We start from the raw sequence: 16,080 nt of genomic DNA, 5'->3' as shown, positions 1-16,080 counted from the left end.
ATTCTCGTATACACATATATCGTCTTACTTATAAAATAGTAGCTTTTACCAATATCATAAGTTCCACCTTATCATTAGTTTTTCTACTATGTTTAAATAAATTTCCTAACAAGGGAATATCTCCTAACAGAGGTATTTTCTCTATTTGTGTGCCTTTTCTATGGTCCATTAGCCCCCCTATAATTAATACATCTCCCGGTTTCATACGCACTCTAGTTTTAGCTTGTCGTGTTGATATTTTATAAGCTTTCATTTCTGATACCATTACAGGATTGCTTACTTCTGCAGAAATCGTCGCATCTACCATACCATCTTCTAAAATATATGGCTTATAGTACAAACGTATACCTGACTCTTCATATCGAACAGAAGCCTTATGTCCGCCGTCACTATATATATCTTCTAAAACGGGAATTTTTTCACCTATAAGAATACTCGCTTCTTCTCCATTCATAGTTACAATAGATGGTCGAGCTACAATGACTGCTCTTCCTGAATTTTCCATAGCTCTTAATTCTGGGTTAATAAAAAATTTATTCGCCGCCCTTGTCGTATCTGTTTTAAAATGTATGCTCCCATCCCCACTTGATATATTCTGAGAACGGCTTAATAAATTGGCCCAGGACCATCTAAGTCCTACTTCTCGTACATAACTATTTTCAATGGCAACTACGATAGCCTCCAATTTCACTTGTTTAGGAATTTCATCAATCGTCTGTATAACAGTTTCTACTTGCTGGCGTTCTTGTGCTGTTCCATATACTACTAATTGATTCGTTTCTGGTACAATCGTCATACCTTCATCACCAACAATACCTGCAACCGATGCTTTAATAGACTCTGGTCGCAAATGAACAGGTTTTATTAACAATATATCTTTTTCTATATTGTTCCCCATTCCTCTACCATCAACAATAATCATTTGATTTTTTTCTTTTACTACAAAATGTTGTATCATTCCTAGTTGTCGCAGTATATCAATACCATTAGCACCTTTGATTTGTGCAGTAACTGTACCCTCTAATGTTTCAATACCTATAATATTCATTTTATACTCACGAGCAATGCCTCTTACCACATCAGAAAGTGATGCATCTTTAACAGATAGTTGTACTGTATTTTTCCTGTCTACCCTACTCCTATTCTTTATAGGATCTATATGATTTATAGTAGTCACTGACAAAGATTCTTCCTCATGATTATCTATTAAATTATTATTATCTCTATGAGAAGATACAGATGTTGCCATAGACTTTGAATCAGCGTTCCTATTCGTTTCCTTTCTATACGTACTAGATTCATTTATATCATTATTATTCATTGCATAAGCGGTATAACAATCTACATTGGTATCAATTAATAGGTTCGCATATACACCATGTATAACCACATATACAAGCAATACTTTTTTTATCAATCTAATGTAATCCATCGATCAACACTCCCTACTCGTATCAATACTCTCTCTGCCTCAATAGAAATAATCGTGCATCCCCTAACTATATCGCCCTCTGTACATATATAGTGTTCTCCTCCAATCTCTAACGCCGCTTGTCTTACATTCCCAATCATAACACCAGTCAACTTTATCTGTTGAGTTGGCCCCGTATTATATGTCAAGGTATTATGATGATTTCCATGGATATCACCTGATGAACTCATAGACGTAGTAGTATTGCTTTCACTAATGCCTTGCCATGTTCTAGAATTTGCCATGCCCATCCTCTGATCGATGTAATACCTAGGCATAGATCTAGGTTCTCTATAATTAATCGGCCTATTTTCATTTTCTATAGATTGGTTTACATCATAATCATCGATGGATTTCTCTTTCTTCATACTAGTGTCTGTAGAACCAAATACTTCTTTCAATGGATATGGTCGTATACTGCTCACAATATCATAAATACGGTGTCCTCTATTTTCTTGATCCTCCTCTACTTGTGTACTTTCTCCTTTAGTTTTACTATGCTCATTTGACCGTATAGTCTCTCTTCTTAATGATTCATTTTTATCTGATCTATTCTCTGAATAACTGTAGTTTTCTTCATTACTCCTATATTGGTTAATAGACCACGCATCTTTATAAATACCATATCCACAAACAAGGCAAAGAAAAAAGGTCATTCCCAAAAGGGAGCGACCTCGTTTACGTATCATATATTTTATATTTTCTTTTGTTGGCAAGTGTTGATCTAATAATGACATAAAAACTCCTTTATATTCGTAATCCCACGACAACTAGTAATAAATATGCATGCTATATATTTGCTATTAGTCATGCCATAGTCATATAAAAGTTCCACGTAATATGTCAAAATCCTTTATTGATTTAGAAATTTTATCTATCACCATAGCCATATGGATGTTGTTGATGCCATTGCCATGCATCGCTAATTATCTTATCTACATTACTATATTGAGGATTCCATCCCAGTAATCGCTTAATTAAATCGGACGAAGCAATGAGCACACTAGGATCACCAGCACGACGCGATCCATAAGAAACCGGAAAATCAATTCCTGTGACTCGTTTAGCCGTTTCAATAATTTCTTTTACACTAAAACCATGCCCACTACCAAGATTAAACGCAATAGAATTGCCGCCTTCTTTCAAATATTTCATTGCTAATACGTGTGCTTGTGCCAAATCATTCACATGAATATAATCGCGAATACACGTACCATCAGCCGTATCATAGTCAGTGCCAAACACTGTAATTTCTTTTCGTTGTCCTAAAGCTGTTGCTAAAACAAGTGGAATTAAATGTGTCTCTGGTGTATGATCTTCTCCAATTACACCCGACTCATCCGCACCAGCAGCATTAAAATAACGTAGTGCTACATAGTGCATGCCATAACTATCACTATAATCTTTCAAAATTTGTTCTATCATCAATTTAGTACGCCCATATACATTAGTCGGTGCTAAGAAAGCTGTTTCTATAATAGGTATTCTATCTGGTTCACCATATACCGCTGCCGTAGAAGAAAATACAAAATGTCTGATACCAGCTCTACGAGCCGCTTCAATTAGCCGATATGATCCAACTACATTATTTTCATAATATATAGATGGGTGTACCATCGATTCACCTACTTGTGAATGTGCTGCAAAATGCATAACACCTTCAATTTTATGCTCTTTTAGAATATTTTCCAACTCTGGATTGGCAATATCCATAGCAATATATGGTACCTCAGGCGGAATAGCACTACGATGTCCACGAGAAAAATTATCCAATACTATCACTTCATATCCTGCAGTCAATAATGCGCGTACTGTATGACTTCCAATATAGCCCGCACCGCCAGTAACCAATAGCTTCATATGTCCACCTCTTGCTTATCTATAATATTCCTTTAGAACATTTAATATCTCTTAATTTAGGTCCTAATATTTTTTTATATACTTCTACACCTGGCTGATTAAATGCATCAACACCTGCTAATTGGGCTTCGTAAAAAATCGCCCAAAAAAACATGAACATAACCTCGCCTAAATGAAAGGCATTTAATTTAGGAATTTCAATCGTCATGTTAAATCGATTATCGCTATTTAAGGCCTCTTGATTAGAAGCTAAGGCAGCCTGCATAATTTCATTTAAAGAAATACCTGTAAAAGCTTCTATCTTTGGAAATTCTTCATACACATGAGGAACTATAGCATCAACGTCCCACTCTCTTACTTTAATAAATTGAACCACTTTATTATATCGTCCTTCTTGATGCTCTTGTACTTGTGCATGCATATCAGTAGTACCTACCGCTGCAACAGGTGTACGTCCATATGGCAATCGACCTTTTTCACGATGTTTGCCCAAAGACTCTGCCACTAATTGTACATACCATTCACCTAAAGACTTAAATGAGTCTCCAAAGGGCATAAATATTTCTATGATTCGATCATATACTTCTGCACTAAGATATTTCAATACAGCACATAATAGAGCTGGATTCTCAAATAACTTCTTCTTACGACAAGCTATATCCATAGAGCGAGCTCCAGCCAAAAAGCTTTCTATATCAAATCCTATCAATGCAGCTATAACAAATCCTACGTCTGAAAATACTGAGAAGCGACCACCTACACCTGTAGGAACGGAGAAAATCTCCCATTCTTCGCGGCGAGCAATCGTATGTAACAATGTTTCTTCCATTCCCTCTGTTGGGTCTGTGACAGCTATCACCTCATAGGAAATGCCTGCTTTTTCTAAAGCATCACGAACAATAAAAAAATTGGCCATAGGCTCTATAGTAGATCCAGATTTAGAGATAACTACTAACATTACTTTAAAATCATCAGATCGGACTAATTTTTCATGGACTAAGTAGTTAATTAATTGAGTGACACTATGACCAGATGCAGTATTTCCAGAAAATAAAATTTTAGGATAGCCATGACGCGCTTCATCAGACAGTGTATTCCAATATTCTCCGCATTGTACGTCAAACAAAACTTTACTGCCTAAATAGGATCCACCAATACCAAAACTAATAACAATATCTATCGTTTCTTTTGCGTGCATGCCTAGTTTTTTTAATCTTTGAAGCGTAACTGTCGTATTAATTCCCTCATCTTCTATATATGGCAACTGAGAGAACATTACTTTTTCCGGTACTCCATCTTTTGATACATGTCCATCAATAAATCCTGTTTCGCACATTTGATGCGCCGCTACAACGGCAGTATCAATATTAGACTGTATACGTTCTATATCAGACAACGTCACAGCTTTATCGTGATATATACCAGAAATGTCTAAAGCAAAGCCAGATGGCAATTCTACAACACTCATTCTCTCTGTCCTTTCAGATGTTAAATTATAATCCATATAAGAAGAATATATAGCCTCCAAAAAATGATTGCACTAATGTAGCTACCCCCACAATAATTCTAAATTTCCACTTATTGGTTTTATGACAGAAAACTATCATTCCCATAATGGCCCCAATGCTTCCTAATACTATAGCACTGATTAGCAATGTTTTTTCAGAAATACGGTTCATATGCGTAATAGCTAGTCTCTTATCAATAGCATACATAATAAATACTATACAATTCCATACGCAAATTCCTATTACGATATAATCAAATATAGTTTTCATATTTATATATCCTTACTATACGTATCAAGATAAAAGCAATAAAAATCAATGCTATCAAGCACACGTATATATCGTTAACTTTTTCTACATGATTACTAGTTAAGTAAGAAAAGATTGTTGTTCTATACGGATACCCTATATCAAGCAACTAAATATATAAGCTCATTTATTTACACTTTTAAAATAGTCATAAGTACTTGTTAGGCCATCTATAAATGACATATGTGGTGTGAAGTTTAATTCACGTTGAATCTTATGGTTATCTAAACGAGAATGTCTAATATCTCCTTGCCGAGGGTCTGCATACATAACTTCTATAGGTCTATGTGCCACCGATCTAAAAGCATCAATCAATTGATTAACCGATAGTGATGAATTAGTAGAGACATTATAAATTCCTACTTTTTCAGGGTGGCGTAAACCAGCAATGTTTGCTTCTACTACATCGCCTACATAAATAAAATCACGTGTTTGCTCACCATCGCCAAAAACAGTAATCGACTCTTCTTTCACTACACGTTGCCCAAAAATACTAACAACACCGCCTTCGCCACCATTTCCTTGACGAGGTCCATACACGTTAGAATAGCGATAGCAAATATAAGGTAATCCAAAAGATTCATAATATAAACGCAAATAACTTTCACTAGTCAATTTACTAAGTCCATAGAAAGAACTAGGTATACCTACACTAGTTTCACAAAGAGGTAATTCACTATTATCGCCATATACAGCAGCTGATGAAGGCATTAATATTTTTTTTACCTTACAGATGCGACAAGCTTCTAAAATATTAAGTAACCCCATCAGGTTAACATCACAATCATAGGCAGGCTGCTCCATAGAAACATCTACCATTGTCTGGGCTGCTTCATGAAAGACGTATTCTGGTTGAAACTCTTTGAAGATATGTACAAGATGAGTATCTCGTATATCAATTTTCTCAAAAGTAGCCCTATCATTAATAAACTCACGACAACCGGACACTAAATTATCGATTACTAATACAGTATGTCCTAGTTGAATTAGACGATCTACTAAATGTGAGCCAATAAAGCCAGCACCACCAGTAACTATGGTATTCATGCCTCACAACCTCCTATACTACTAATAATGCTATAACAATATAACTAATTAAATGTATTCCACTTTCTACATTATACAATACGGATTATCGAAATAGTGTACTAATTTATATTCATACTAACAAATCAATACTAACTAATTTTCAAAATTAATTTCTTATCATCACTATAAGTATAATAATACTTCACTTCTTAATAAACATAAACCAACTAACTGTATGAATGCAAAATAGATGCGCCTATTATGCTAGTGGACACGATAGTAATTATATGTATAAATAATCTACATACATCAAATGAAATTACTATACGTGAAATCTAACCTTTTTTACGTTTTAGCGTTATTCATATAGTTATATCATTTATCATAACTATTGATATGTAAATCCTTTTATTTTATATAAGTGTCCCTTTTTTAGCTAATTGATCTGCTATTTCATTATAAGTATCTCCAGTATGGGCCTTCACTTTACAAAAATGAATACGCACTTGTTTCATAATAGACGTAGCAAACGCACTATACTGTCGAGTTAAGTCATTATTACATTTCCATCGTTTAGTCGCCCACATTTCAATACCCATATAATCATAATAAATTGAACAGGTCTGAGCTCCTTTTTGTACGGCCAAGTCCATAACATGCATAGCCGCTAATAATTCTCCTGCTACATTCCAAAAAGTCGTATACATTGGGTCTTTTGTACCAAACGAAAAAGGTATTTCTTCACCATTATAAAATATAATGCCCCCTGCACCGACAATACCTTTTATCTTATCAAAACTGCCATCAATATAGGCAACCATATGAAACGGAGGTATGTCATGGATGGATTCATAACAGCTCTTTACATCTTCTACAATATTTTCATTGCTATCCATAGTAGATGTTGTTATATCTACGACGTTCTTATTAGTATGTATTTCATGATTAGTTGCCAAATGATCTGCTACAGACATACCTGCATTTTTCTTGATAAATAGACGTGCTTCTTCTTCTGTAGCGAATGATTTATATACAGCTCCACGATAACCTTTCACTTGTGCTTCGCATTCCGTCCATGTTCTATAAATGCCCACTCGACGTCCTCGTTGTACCGCATACCATTTATTACGTGCCATATAACTTCCTTTCCTCTTGTAGCAATACTATTTATGTAGAGCAATACTTTTGTCTTATGATTATATTTTATTATACAACCAATATTATTTTCATATGTCACAAAAACTACATGATAATATCTTCAAAATGTGCATCTACAACTGATGCCAATTTCTGTGGATTCACTTTAATTTGCATTCCTCGTTTACCGCCACTAATATAAATACAGTCTTGTTCTTGCATAGATTTATGAAAATAGGTAGGGAAGAGCTTTTTCATCCCCACTGGGGAGCAACCTCCTCGAACATAACCAGTTAGCTTTTCTAGATCTTTAACATGCACTAAATCAATGGATTTATTACCACTCACACGAGCCGCATGTTTTAGATTCAGTTCTTCTGCTACAGGAATACAAAATACGACGGGCCCCGTTGTAGTGCCTATAGCTACTAACGTTTTAAATACTTGTTCCGTACGTAGTCCCAATGCTTCTGCTGCATGAACGCCTGTACCGTGTCCTTCTTCCCACTCATATTCTAATACTTCATAGGCAATGCCCTGTGTATCTAATATGCGCATGGCATTGGTTTTTTTATGTTTTTCCTTCTTCATACTTCTAACCTCACTTATCCAAAGTATACCGCTTCATTTCTATGAATGTATACAGTGTATACTGCTACTACCATATATAGCTATTTATTAATGATTTTATTAATATGTTTCAGCTCAATTCGTAACGTACCATCATCATTTGTCAAAATTTCAATAAATTCCTTATCCTGCATATAGCAAACAGGGAATGTAATCTCAATACCTGTATCTGTTTTTATTTTCTGATACGCTCCCTCTTTCGTGGCAAATTCTCTAGCTACAGGCAAAGGTCGCATCATATCGTGTTTTTCTAGTTCTGCTTTAGCTTCTGCTTGCTCCATTGGATGGTGAGCAAATACTCTATCAATAATATGTTCTGGTTGTAACGTATCAGATACTTCTGCATTTTTAGCAATCAATGTTTTAGCCATAGCCAAGGCTTCTACACCATCAGATTCATGAGCTTCACAAACTTTACCAATAATATGTTTTACTTTTTTTACCGTATCTTTCGTTGATTGATTCGTTCCAATCTGTAATAGCTTATCAGATAATAGATAACAAGATTCTCCATCATATGTGCCTTTAGGCTCAAAAATACGAACAGATAAATCAGCACGATCAATCGCCATAAAGGCTTGTAGTTTCTGTGATGGTGTTGGTAGCATAGCTTTATATAATACTAACTCTGCTCCTGTTTTACCATTTTCATCAGCGCGACGAATATGCGTATAGGCCGCATGCGCTTGACATACTAATACGCAAAAATAAGATTTTTCACCTTCCACTTCACATACAATAATATCTACTATGCTAGATTCTGTAGCCTGCTTCATATACTCAAACAACTGTTGTGATAGTTGATTCGACATTTCTAAAAATGACACTCGTCCCTCATTATAAGAAGACAATACTTGTGCCACACAGTTATGCATAGACAAAGACCCTGTTCTAACTGCAGGGTCTTTTAATGCTTTTACAACATGTGATGAAATATAATCTTGTATCTGTGTATCACTTATATCTAATTCTTTATCCGAATAGGCTGCCATCGATGCATGAAAATCAAAAATTTCTAATACAGCTTTATTAATTTGCATAACTATACTCCTACTTATGTTTTTTCTTTTCATTATACCATGATTGTAATGTTACTTTATCTATTTTGGCACAATCTGTTAAAGGAATATAAGGAACTATGTATATCGCCTGTGGTCGCTCAATAGGCGTTAATACGTCTTTGATACCTGTTTCTATTTCTTTTTGGGTAAATCCTTTTTTAATAACAATATATAAGACATACGTATCGCCTCGCAACGAATCATCGACGCGAATAGCAGCTGCTTGCTCTACCCCTAATACCTCATGAACCACCTGTTCAATAGAATCTATAAATAATTTATAGCCACCACGATTGATCATCGTTTCTTTACGTCCTTGCAAAATAATGCGACCACTGTTAGAAATAGTCCCCTTATCCCCTACTGTGTAAGGCATCGTAAGTCCTTCAACACCATAGGGAGTATCTATATATAGCAATCCTTCTCGCACCGTTACTGTCACTTGAGGAAATGGCTTGCCTACTGTACCAGGTTCATTTATCCAATCTTCATAATTGCACCAACTAATATAATTTAATTCTGACGCACCATAATATAAAATCCACTGTGCGTTAGGGTACAAAATAGTAATTTCTTTCATTAAATTAGAATCTAACATTTGTGACCCCGTTATAATCCAATGAACAGAGTCTAATGGATCATGTATATGTCGCACTAACAACTTAATCTTAGTCGGCAACATATACATGTGAGACACTTGATGCAATTTCATTAGGTAGTGCCACTGTTTTACCAAAGAACTATCAGAACTGATGATCATACCGCCCATCCAAAGGACTGACAAAATCATATTTGTATTGCCGGTAAAACTAAAACTACCTTGTACAAATATTTTTGTATAGTGATTTATATGAAAGACAGTATTTTGTGTGAAGAAATAATCTACCCAACTACGTTCCGATCGCCATAATACTTTAGGAATTCCTGTCGTTCCAGATGAAAGCACGGCAAAATCAGCTTCTTTAGGGATTTTCGTAATACTATGTTTCATCTGTTCTAACCGTTCTCTATTTAATTCTTTATGGCATACAACTGGATAGGCTCCCACTTTCAACAAGGCCAACCAATGAACTAGTTGTGACCATAGTTTTCGTTCTACTATAAGCGTTACTTCGCCTTTATTACTTATATATTGTTTAGCTAATGTATCAACTGCGTTAACAAGATCTTGATAGGTATACTTTCTATCATCAATGATACATGCATACGATGTAGGAGATGTTGCAGCCAATCGTACTAAACGATCATACAATATACTCATAGTTATCACATCCTCTACCTATTACCTATATCATACTACCTTTATGTACATACACTACGATATATCTTCTTTACTGGGTAACTCTCTAGTATATGACAAAAGCTAATAAGCACTAGAACTATCTATCAGTCATAGTATACTTATCTGCTCCATTCTCTCTAACAATATAGCAACACCTGTACCACCAGCACCTGCGATGGCACAAATAGCATATTTACCTTGACACGCTTGTAACGCTGCCATAGCATGCAATAGAATAATGGCTCCAGAAGCACCATAAGGATGTCCATACGCCAACGCACCACCTAATCGGTTATATTTGTCTAACTGATTAGGATACGTTCTAGCAAATAACACATCAATAACAGCAAATGCTTCATTCCACTCAATTACGTCTATATCATCCATAGACAGCTGTGTCCGATTTAATAATAATTCCGTACTTAGCCAAGCACCTTCTGGACTATACAGAGGGTTTCCTGCCCACGATTCTATATGAGCGATTCTAAATTCACTAGGTGTATCTGTGACTACTAAAAAAGCCGCACCATCGTGTGTTAAACAAGCATTGCCTGCTGTTACCTGTGTACCTTCACCTAATATAGGTTTCATACGATGTAAGAGCGATGCGCTCATGGTTTTTCTAATACATTCATCTATGCAATAACGTTGGTGTACAATCACTGGCAACACATACGGCTCTAATACACGTTTTTCTTTCGCCTCTTGTGCTAATCTATGCGATCGTAGCACGTGATACTTCATCTCTTCATCACTCACTGCATGCTTTTTTATTGTCCGTTCTGCGCCCCACAACATAGCATCTGAACTAATCTCATGCGGTGAAAATTGTGCCACATAATAATCTCCTTCACGTCTATCTAGTGCCGCATACGATCGTTTAGGTTGTAAAGAAGCACTTTCAATCCCTCCTGCTATCACCGTATGAGATATTCCTGCCTTTATTTGTGCATAAGCCCATGCAACAGACATACCGCCTGATGCACATTGTGTATCTACTGTCATAGCTGGCACTGTATCTGGAAATCGACTCATCAGTGTCATAAGGCGGCCTATATTTCCACCTGTACCAGTCGCATTACCACAAATAACGCTATCTACTGACTCCAATCGATAGGCATGACGCAATTGATTTAATATACGTGATCCTAGGACTTCTGGTAAAATCTCTTTGTATTGTCCATGAACAACACCAATAGGCGTACGTAAGCCGCCTTTAATATATACTTGTCTATCCATATAGCGCACCTACTACTTATACAATCAATACAATACGTATACTCTCCTTATTTATAAATCCCACCTAGTCCACTGATTTTCAACATATTTGTATATACCAGAATGACTAATTTTTTCTTCTTCTAATATGCCTATAACATACTCTATATCCAATGGGAAGATACGTATACATAAACCACAGTTACTATGCAACGCAGGTGGTGTCGCAATCAAATCATGCCTAATATGTCTATTATCTAAAATACTATCTGTTTTAGTAGCAAAATAATAAGAAGTAAACATAATTAGATAGGTGCCAATTTTCTGTTTATCACAATGTAACAATATCTTCTCCCACAATAGATTCCGTAATGGTGTACATATTAGTAATAGTTCCTACAGCCACACAATCCGTTAATCCATAATAATTTAAGCAAATGCCACAAGCCGCAATATCAACCCCTGCTGTTACTAGTTGTTTGAGTACGTCTATATAATCTGATGTAACACAAACCATTTTAACAGCACTATTAATAAAATAAATCGCTTTAGGATACGTATCTGCTTCTACTAAACAATTCCAAAATGTTTTCATCAATGTACGTCCTAGATCTTCACTGCCTTCACCTAAATAATCTTTTGTTACTAAAATAATCCTATGCCTACTAAGGGACGCATCCTGAAAACTATGACTATTCTCAGTAATATCTGGTATAACTATTTCATCATCCCTAACGATTCCTAGCGTATGAGACTCTACGGTCTGTCCTCTTTCCGGTGTACTCGTGGTACGCTCTTTTGGCTCATCTAGCTTGTGATTATTTTCACCTACATGCTTAGTTAAAATTCTTTGCAATGCCTCTTCATCTGTTCCAGGCAATCTAGGCGTCAACACGATAAAATAATCACGCCCTTGTTTATTAGTAATAACAGCATATCCTTTTGATTTGCCAAATTTTTCAACATTTTCTTTACTAATATCATTATCTACAATCGTAATAATTTCCTCATAAGGATAGGCATCCGATATTTTTTTAGTTTCTATCACTGGTGTAGGGCATAACTCACCTCTCACATCAATAATAATTTGGTCATCCATCTTGGTTATATTCACTGTATTTTCCTTTCTTATAGTACATCGTGAAAGTCTCATTATATATACTCGTACAATCTAGTACTACAACAAATTATCCATCGCCAATAATTTAATACTATCAATCATGCTATAGAAAAGTCCATAATCATCACAGAATATACTCATTATATAATTATCATCTAAAAATAACCCGACTAATCACACTAGTAAAACAGGGTATAAATTATCTAGAAAAAGTTGTATCCTAATAAATTAAAGAATCCTACTTCAACAATAATTTTCTACTAATTACTATTTTCTTTCTATCTAATCATTCCTTTATAAAACCATACTTCTATACTTTCATACCAATATATACCAATTTCATGTTTATAATCTATAACACCATAAATACGTACTAATTGGCAAGTAGTAACATCTATTCTACAATAACTAAATTCTTACCTTGTCGCTGTATAACATCGCCAATATAAGCTGCATGTATAACTCCCGATTGATGTAAGCTTTTCACGCACGAATCCACTTCATTTCTAGGGATAGCGATTAATAGTCCGCCTGACGTTTGTGGGTCAAAACAAATATCCCCCCATGTAGGTTCCATATCATTCTTAATAAAAATACCAGAGCTTGCTTTTCTATTTCCATATGTAGCAGCTGGTACTAGTCCCATGCGAGCTGCTTTTACCACATCAGAAAATAAGGGAATACACGAAAAACGTAATTGCAATGATACACTCGAATTATACGCCATTTCATAGGCATGTCCCATCAATCCAAAGCCCGTAATATCTGTACAAGCATGTACTGTGTAATGACTCATTACTTCTGTTGCAGTTTGATTCAATGTACACATACTATGAATCGCTTCCTCTGTTCCTTTCGTAAACAAGTTTCCTTTTAAAGCTGTACTCATAATGCCAGTGCCTATTGGTTTCGTCAGAATTAATGCATCGCCCACCATTGCACCGCTATTTTTCCAAATAGAACGAGGATTAACAACTCCTGTAACCGATAACCCGAAAACAGGTATAGGATTTTCAATACTATGCCCACCAATAGCAACCGCTCCTGCTTGTTTAACTACTGCCATAGCACCATTTAATATACGCTCTACTTGTTTTTCTGCCATCAGCACCATAGGAACTGCAAGAACATTCATTGTTGTAAGAGGTTTACCTCCCATCGCATAAATATCGCTTAAACTATTAGCTGCGGCAATAGTGCCAAATATATACGGGTCATCTACAATAGGGGTGAAAAAATCAATAGTTTGTACTAATGCCATATCAGGTGCAATTCGATAAACACCTGCATCATCTGATCCAGTCATGTCTGTTAATACATCACTATTAGTTACACCTTCTACTTGACTTAGCATAGAGGCCAACAGATGTGGTCCAATTTTACAAGCACACCCTCCTTGACCTACCAATGATGTTAATCGTACCATGTATCACTTATCTCCCTCTACACGAGATATAATTTTTTTAACGGCTTTTTCAAATTTAGGTCTAGGAATCAACACTTGATGTCCACATCCATTGCACAGTATCGAAAAATCAGTGCCAATTCGTTTTACAGTCCACGTGTCACTACCACATGGATGTTTTTTCTTCATCTGTACTATATCACCTACATAATATCGTATAAATGCCATATCTATTCCCTCTTTTATATCTAAAATTCAACACTATATCATATACAAACTGTCTGTAGCACTATAAAATTATTTATAACAACAATACAATAACACATGTATTAATGCTAGGCACTCTCACAAAATACTGCGATTTATATTTATTATACACGGTAACCAACATAGTATCTAATAAAATATTACTTCTAACATAATCATACTACATCATCAATATAATCTATTCACTATATAATCTACTAGATAAATCACGTCCAAGATAAAACAGATGTGACTTATAGTATAAACAATCTTTAAAAAATCTACAGAAATGATAGTATAAAAATATACCCCATTAATTACATTACCAACAATTATTCAATTATATTCACTATACAACACACCATTTCCTATCCTTTTTATATTGAAACTGTCAATGCCTACTCTATTCTAACTTAATAAATGATGCTATGAATATCCTTTGTAATATCATTCCAGTTCATTAGGAAATATATCCATAGAAAGTGAATGATTATCTGATGTATCAACTGTGAGTACCTTCGCATGAAACATAGGGAATTGACCTTCTTGCTGAAATAATACTCGGTAACTTGCTCATAAAGAATATCTGTTCCCCTTTCAAATATTTTCTAACAACTTACGCAAACTATATTGCTCTGCTATGTATTTGGTTATGAAATAATAAATATATATTTTATATCTAAAAAATCGATTATATTATTGATTATCATTTGCATATAATTTATTTTTAATATTCTCATTTTTATTTTTAGTTACTATAAAATACTTTATAGTACTATAATACTAATTTTTCTTCAAAGCACTTACTTGATATTTATTACTATTTAGTTTAATTTATATTTATTTATTTTAAATTTCACAATTTTGCCCTTGCTTTTCTCATTCTCATATACTATAATGTAATTAACAATGATTATTCTTTAAGAATTATTTGAAGAATAATCATAATGTAAGTTAACTACGTGTATGTACAATATATACACGAATAAGTAGGTTATTATAACCATATGTAAGTACATATTTAAGGAGAAAAACAATGGCAGAATTAAAAGGTACAAAAACAGAACAAAACTTAGCTGCAGCTTTTGCAGGTGAATCTCAAGCATTCCAAAAATACACCTATTATGCAAGTGCAGCTCGTAAAGCTGGAATGAATAAATTGGCTGACTATTTTGAAGAAACTGCTCGCAATGAAATGGCACATGCTAAGTTATGGTTCAAAGAATTACACGGTGGCGATGTTCCAGCTGATATGTTAGTAAATTTAGCTGATGCTGCTGCTGGTGAAAATTATGAACAAACTGAAATGTATCCTTCTTTCGCTGCACAAGCTAAAGAAGAAGGTTTCACTAAAATCGCTTATTTAATGGAACAAGTTGGTAAAATTGAAGCTCGTCATGAACAACGTTACAATGATTTAGCTGCTGCAGTTCGTGGTGAACGCGTTTTCAAATCTGAAGAACCAGTTGCTTGGATCTGTGCAAATTGTGGTTACATTCATGTTAGCACTGAAGCTCCAAAGGTTTGCCCAGTATGTGCACATCCACAAGCATTCTTCTCCAGACATAACGAAGTTATCTAATAAATATACTAGACTATATACGTCAATATATTTATTGTGATATGCTCCTATCATAACAAATAATATACAGAGAAGATGTACTTGAATACACTCTCAATACAATAGAGGAAAGTTGATTAAATGACATCAACTTTCCTCTATTGTATATTTTACTAATAAAAGGGATCTAAAAGGCCTTTTTATTAGTAGTATATAATTATAGATAATCTTACTATTAATGCA

At 34.8% G+C, this 16,080-nt stretch carries 16 protein-coding genes; 1 reads left to right on the top strand and 15 read right to left on the bottom strand.

The window, feature by feature from the left end:
* Positions 1–28 precede the first annotated feature (28 nt).
* From P6940_RS03665 to P6940_RS03595, 15 genes are all read right to left on the bottom strand, one after another.
* A complete protein-coding gene (locus P6940_RS03665) occupies positions 29–1,432 on the bottom strand; it encodes a type II secretion system protein GspD (protein WP_277293227.1) in 1,404 nt (467 codons plus the stop codon).
* A complete protein-coding gene (locus P6940_RS03660; RefSeq protein WP_028256970.1) occupies positions 1,414–2,208 on the bottom strand; it encodes a hypothetical protein in 795 nt (264 codons plus the stop codon). The genes P6940_RS03665 and P6940_RS03660 overlap by 19 nt, the downstream gene beginning before the upstream one ends.
* A gap of 133 nt (positions 2,209–2,341) precedes the next feature.
* On the bottom strand, positions 2,342–3,331 hold the full coding sequence (gene galE, locus P6940_RS03655) for a UDP-glucose 4-epimerase GalE (protein ID WP_028256971.1): 990 nt from the start codon (positions 3,329–3,331) through the stop codon (positions 2,342–2,344).
* Positions 3,332–3,350: 19 nt separating this feature from the next.
* Positions 3,351–4,799 carry a glucose-6-phosphate isomerase gene (locus tag P6940_RS03650; protein ID WP_028256972.1) on the bottom strand — a complete coding sequence of 483 codons (1,449 nt, stop codon included), beginning with the start codon at positions 4,797–4,799 and terminating at the stop codon, positions 3,351–3,353.
* A 25-nt stretch (positions 4,800–4,824) separates the two neighbouring features.
* Positions 4,825–5,109 carry a DUF1294 domain-containing protein gene (locus tag P6940_RS03645; RefSeq protein WP_038113250.1) on the bottom strand — a complete coding sequence of 95 codons (285 nt, stop codon included), beginning with the start codon at positions 5,107–5,109 and terminating at the stop codon, positions 4,825–4,827.
* A gap of 162 nt (positions 5,110–5,271) precedes the next feature.
* Complete coding sequence (locus P6940_RS03640; RefSeq protein WP_277293226.1) at positions 5,272–6,195, bottom strand: NAD-dependent epimerase/dehydratase family protein; 924 nt, start codon at positions 6,193–6,195, stop codon at positions 5,272–5,274.
* A 395-nt stretch (positions 6,196–6,590) separates the two neighbouring features.
* Positions 6,591–7,313: a viroplasmin family protein gene (locus P6940_RS03635; RefSeq protein WP_038151242.1), complete on the bottom strand. Its 723-nt coding sequence runs from the start codon at positions 7,311–7,313 to the stop codon at positions 6,591–6,593.
* A gap of 106 nt (positions 7,314–7,419) precedes the next feature.
* Positions 7,420–7,905, bottom strand: coding sequence for a Cys-tRNA(Pro) deacylase (gene ybaK / locus P6940_RS03630; protein WP_028256976.1), 486 nt, complete (start codon positions 7,903–7,905; stop codon positions 7,420–7,422).
* 80 nt (positions 7,906–7,985) lie between these two features.
* On the bottom strand, positions 7,986–8,984 hold the full coding sequence (locus tag P6940_RS03625; protein ID WP_277293225.1) for a nucleoid-associated protein: 999 nt from the start codon (positions 8,982–8,984) through the stop codon (positions 7,986–7,988).
* Between the two features lie 10 nt (positions 8,985–8,994).
* Positions 8,995–10,266: an AMP-binding protein gene (locus tag P6940_RS03620; RefSeq protein WP_277293224.1), complete on the bottom strand. Its 1,272-nt coding sequence runs from the start codon at positions 10,264–10,266 to the stop codon at positions 8,995–8,997.
* A gap of 129 nt (positions 10,267–10,395) precedes the next feature.
* Complete coding sequence (locus P6940_RS03615; protein ID WP_277293223.1) at positions 10,396–11,526, bottom strand: thiolase family protein; 1,131 nt, start codon at positions 11,524–11,526, stop codon at positions 10,396–10,398.
* Positions 11,527–11,577: 51 nt separating this feature from the next.
* Entirely contained in the window at positions 11,578–11,850 is a 273-nt protein-coding gene (locus tag P6940_RS03610) for a DUF3343 domain-containing protein (RefSeq protein WP_051211928.1), read from the bottom strand.
* Entirely contained in the window at positions 11,837–12,604 is a 768-nt protein-coding gene (gene yedF, locus P6940_RS03605; protein WP_277293222.1) for a sulfurtransferase-like selenium metabolism protein YedF, read from the bottom strand. The genes P6940_RS03610 and yedF overlap by 14 nt, the downstream gene beginning before the upstream one ends.
* Before the next feature lie 415 nt (positions 12,605–13,019).
* Positions 13,020–14,051, bottom strand: a complete 1,032-nt coding sequence (gene selD, locus P6940_RS03600; protein WP_277293221.1) for a selenide, water dikinase SelD — start codon at positions 14,049–14,051, stop codon at positions 13,020–13,022.
* 3 nt (positions 14,052–14,054) lie between these two features.
* On the bottom strand, positions 14,055–14,258 hold the full coding sequence (locus tag P6940_RS03595; protein WP_028256983.1) for a DUF951 domain-containing protein: 204 nt from the start codon (positions 14,256–14,258) through the stop codon (positions 14,055–14,057).
* 1,054 nt (positions 14,259–15,312) lie between these two features.
* Here P6940_RS03595 and rbr point away from each other — a divergent pair.
* Positions 15,313–15,858, top strand: coding sequence for a rubrerythrin (gene rbr / locus P6940_RS03590; RefSeq protein ID WP_038151249.1), 546 nt, complete (start codon positions 15,313–15,315; stop codon positions 15,856–15,858).
* Positions 15,859–16,080 lie beyond the last annotated feature (222 nt).

It is taken from the genome of Veillonella montpellierensis (assembly GCF_947090115.1).
GTDB lineage: Bacteria > Bacillota > Negativicutes > Veillonellales > Veillonellaceae > Veillonella > Veillonella montpellierensis.
The sequence above is the reverse complement of the archived record's forward strand: the minus strand, read 5'-3'. Positions and strand labels throughout refer to the sequence as shown.

Excerpts from the sequence above, each read along its gene's own strand:
- P6940_RS03665 (WP_277293227.1), bottom strand. The coding sequence starts at position 1,432 with ATGGATTACATTAGATTGATAAAAAAAGTATTGCTTGTATATGTGGTT.
- P6940_RS03660 (WP_028256970.1), bottom strand. The coding sequence starts at position 2,208 with ATGTCATTATTAGATCAACACTTGCCAACAAAAGAAAATATAAAATAT.
- galE (WP_028256971.1), bottom strand. The coding sequence starts at position 3,331 with ATGAAGCTATTGGTTACTGGCGGTGCGGGCTATATTGGAAGTCATACA.
- P6940_RS03650 (WP_028256972.1), bottom strand. The coding sequence starts at position 4,799 with ATGAGTGTTGTAGAATTGCCATCTGGCTTTGCTTTAGACATTTCTGGT.
- P6940_RS03645 (WP_038113250.1), bottom strand. The coding sequence starts at position 5,109 with ATGAAAACTATATTTGATTATATCGTAATAGGAATTTGCGTATGGAAT.
- P6940_RS03640 (WP_277293226.1), bottom strand. The coding sequence starts at position 6,195 with ATGAATACCATAGTTACTGGTGGTGCTGGCTTTATTGGCTCACATTTA.
- P6940_RS03635 (WP_038151242.1), bottom strand. The coding sequence starts at position 7,313 with ATGGCACGTAATAAATGGTATGCGGTACAACGAGGACGTCGAGTGGGC.
- ybaK (WP_028256976.1), bottom strand. The coding sequence starts at position 7,905 with ATGAAGAAGGAAAAACATAAAAAAACCAATGCCATGCGCATATTAGAT.
- P6940_RS03625 (WP_277293225.1), bottom strand. The coding sequence starts at position 8,984 with ATGCAAATTAATAAAGCTGTATTAGAAATTTTTGATTTTCATGCATCG.
- P6940_RS03620 (WP_277293224.1), bottom strand. The coding sequence starts at position 10,266 with ATGAGTATATTGTATGATCGTTTAGTACGATTGGCTGCAACATCTCCT.
- P6940_RS03615 (WP_277293223.1), bottom strand. The coding sequence starts at position 11,526 with ATGGATAGACAAGTATATATTAAAGGCGGCTTACGTACGCCTATTGGT.
- yedF (WP_277293222.1), bottom strand. The coding sequence starts at position 12,604 with ATGGATGACCAAATTATTATTGATGTGAGAGGTGAGTTATGCCCTACA.
- selD (WP_277293221.1), bottom strand. The coding sequence starts at position 14,051 with ATGGTACGATTAACATCATTGGTAGGTCAAGGAGGGTGTGCTTGTAAA.
- P6940_RS03595 (WP_028256983.1), bottom strand. The coding sequence starts at position 14,258 with ATGGCATTTATACGATATTATGTAGGTGATATAGTACAGATGAAGAAA.
- rbr (WP_038151249.1), top strand. The coding sequence starts at position 15,313 with ATGGCAGAATTAAAAGGTACAAAAACAGAACAAAACTTAGCTGCAGCT.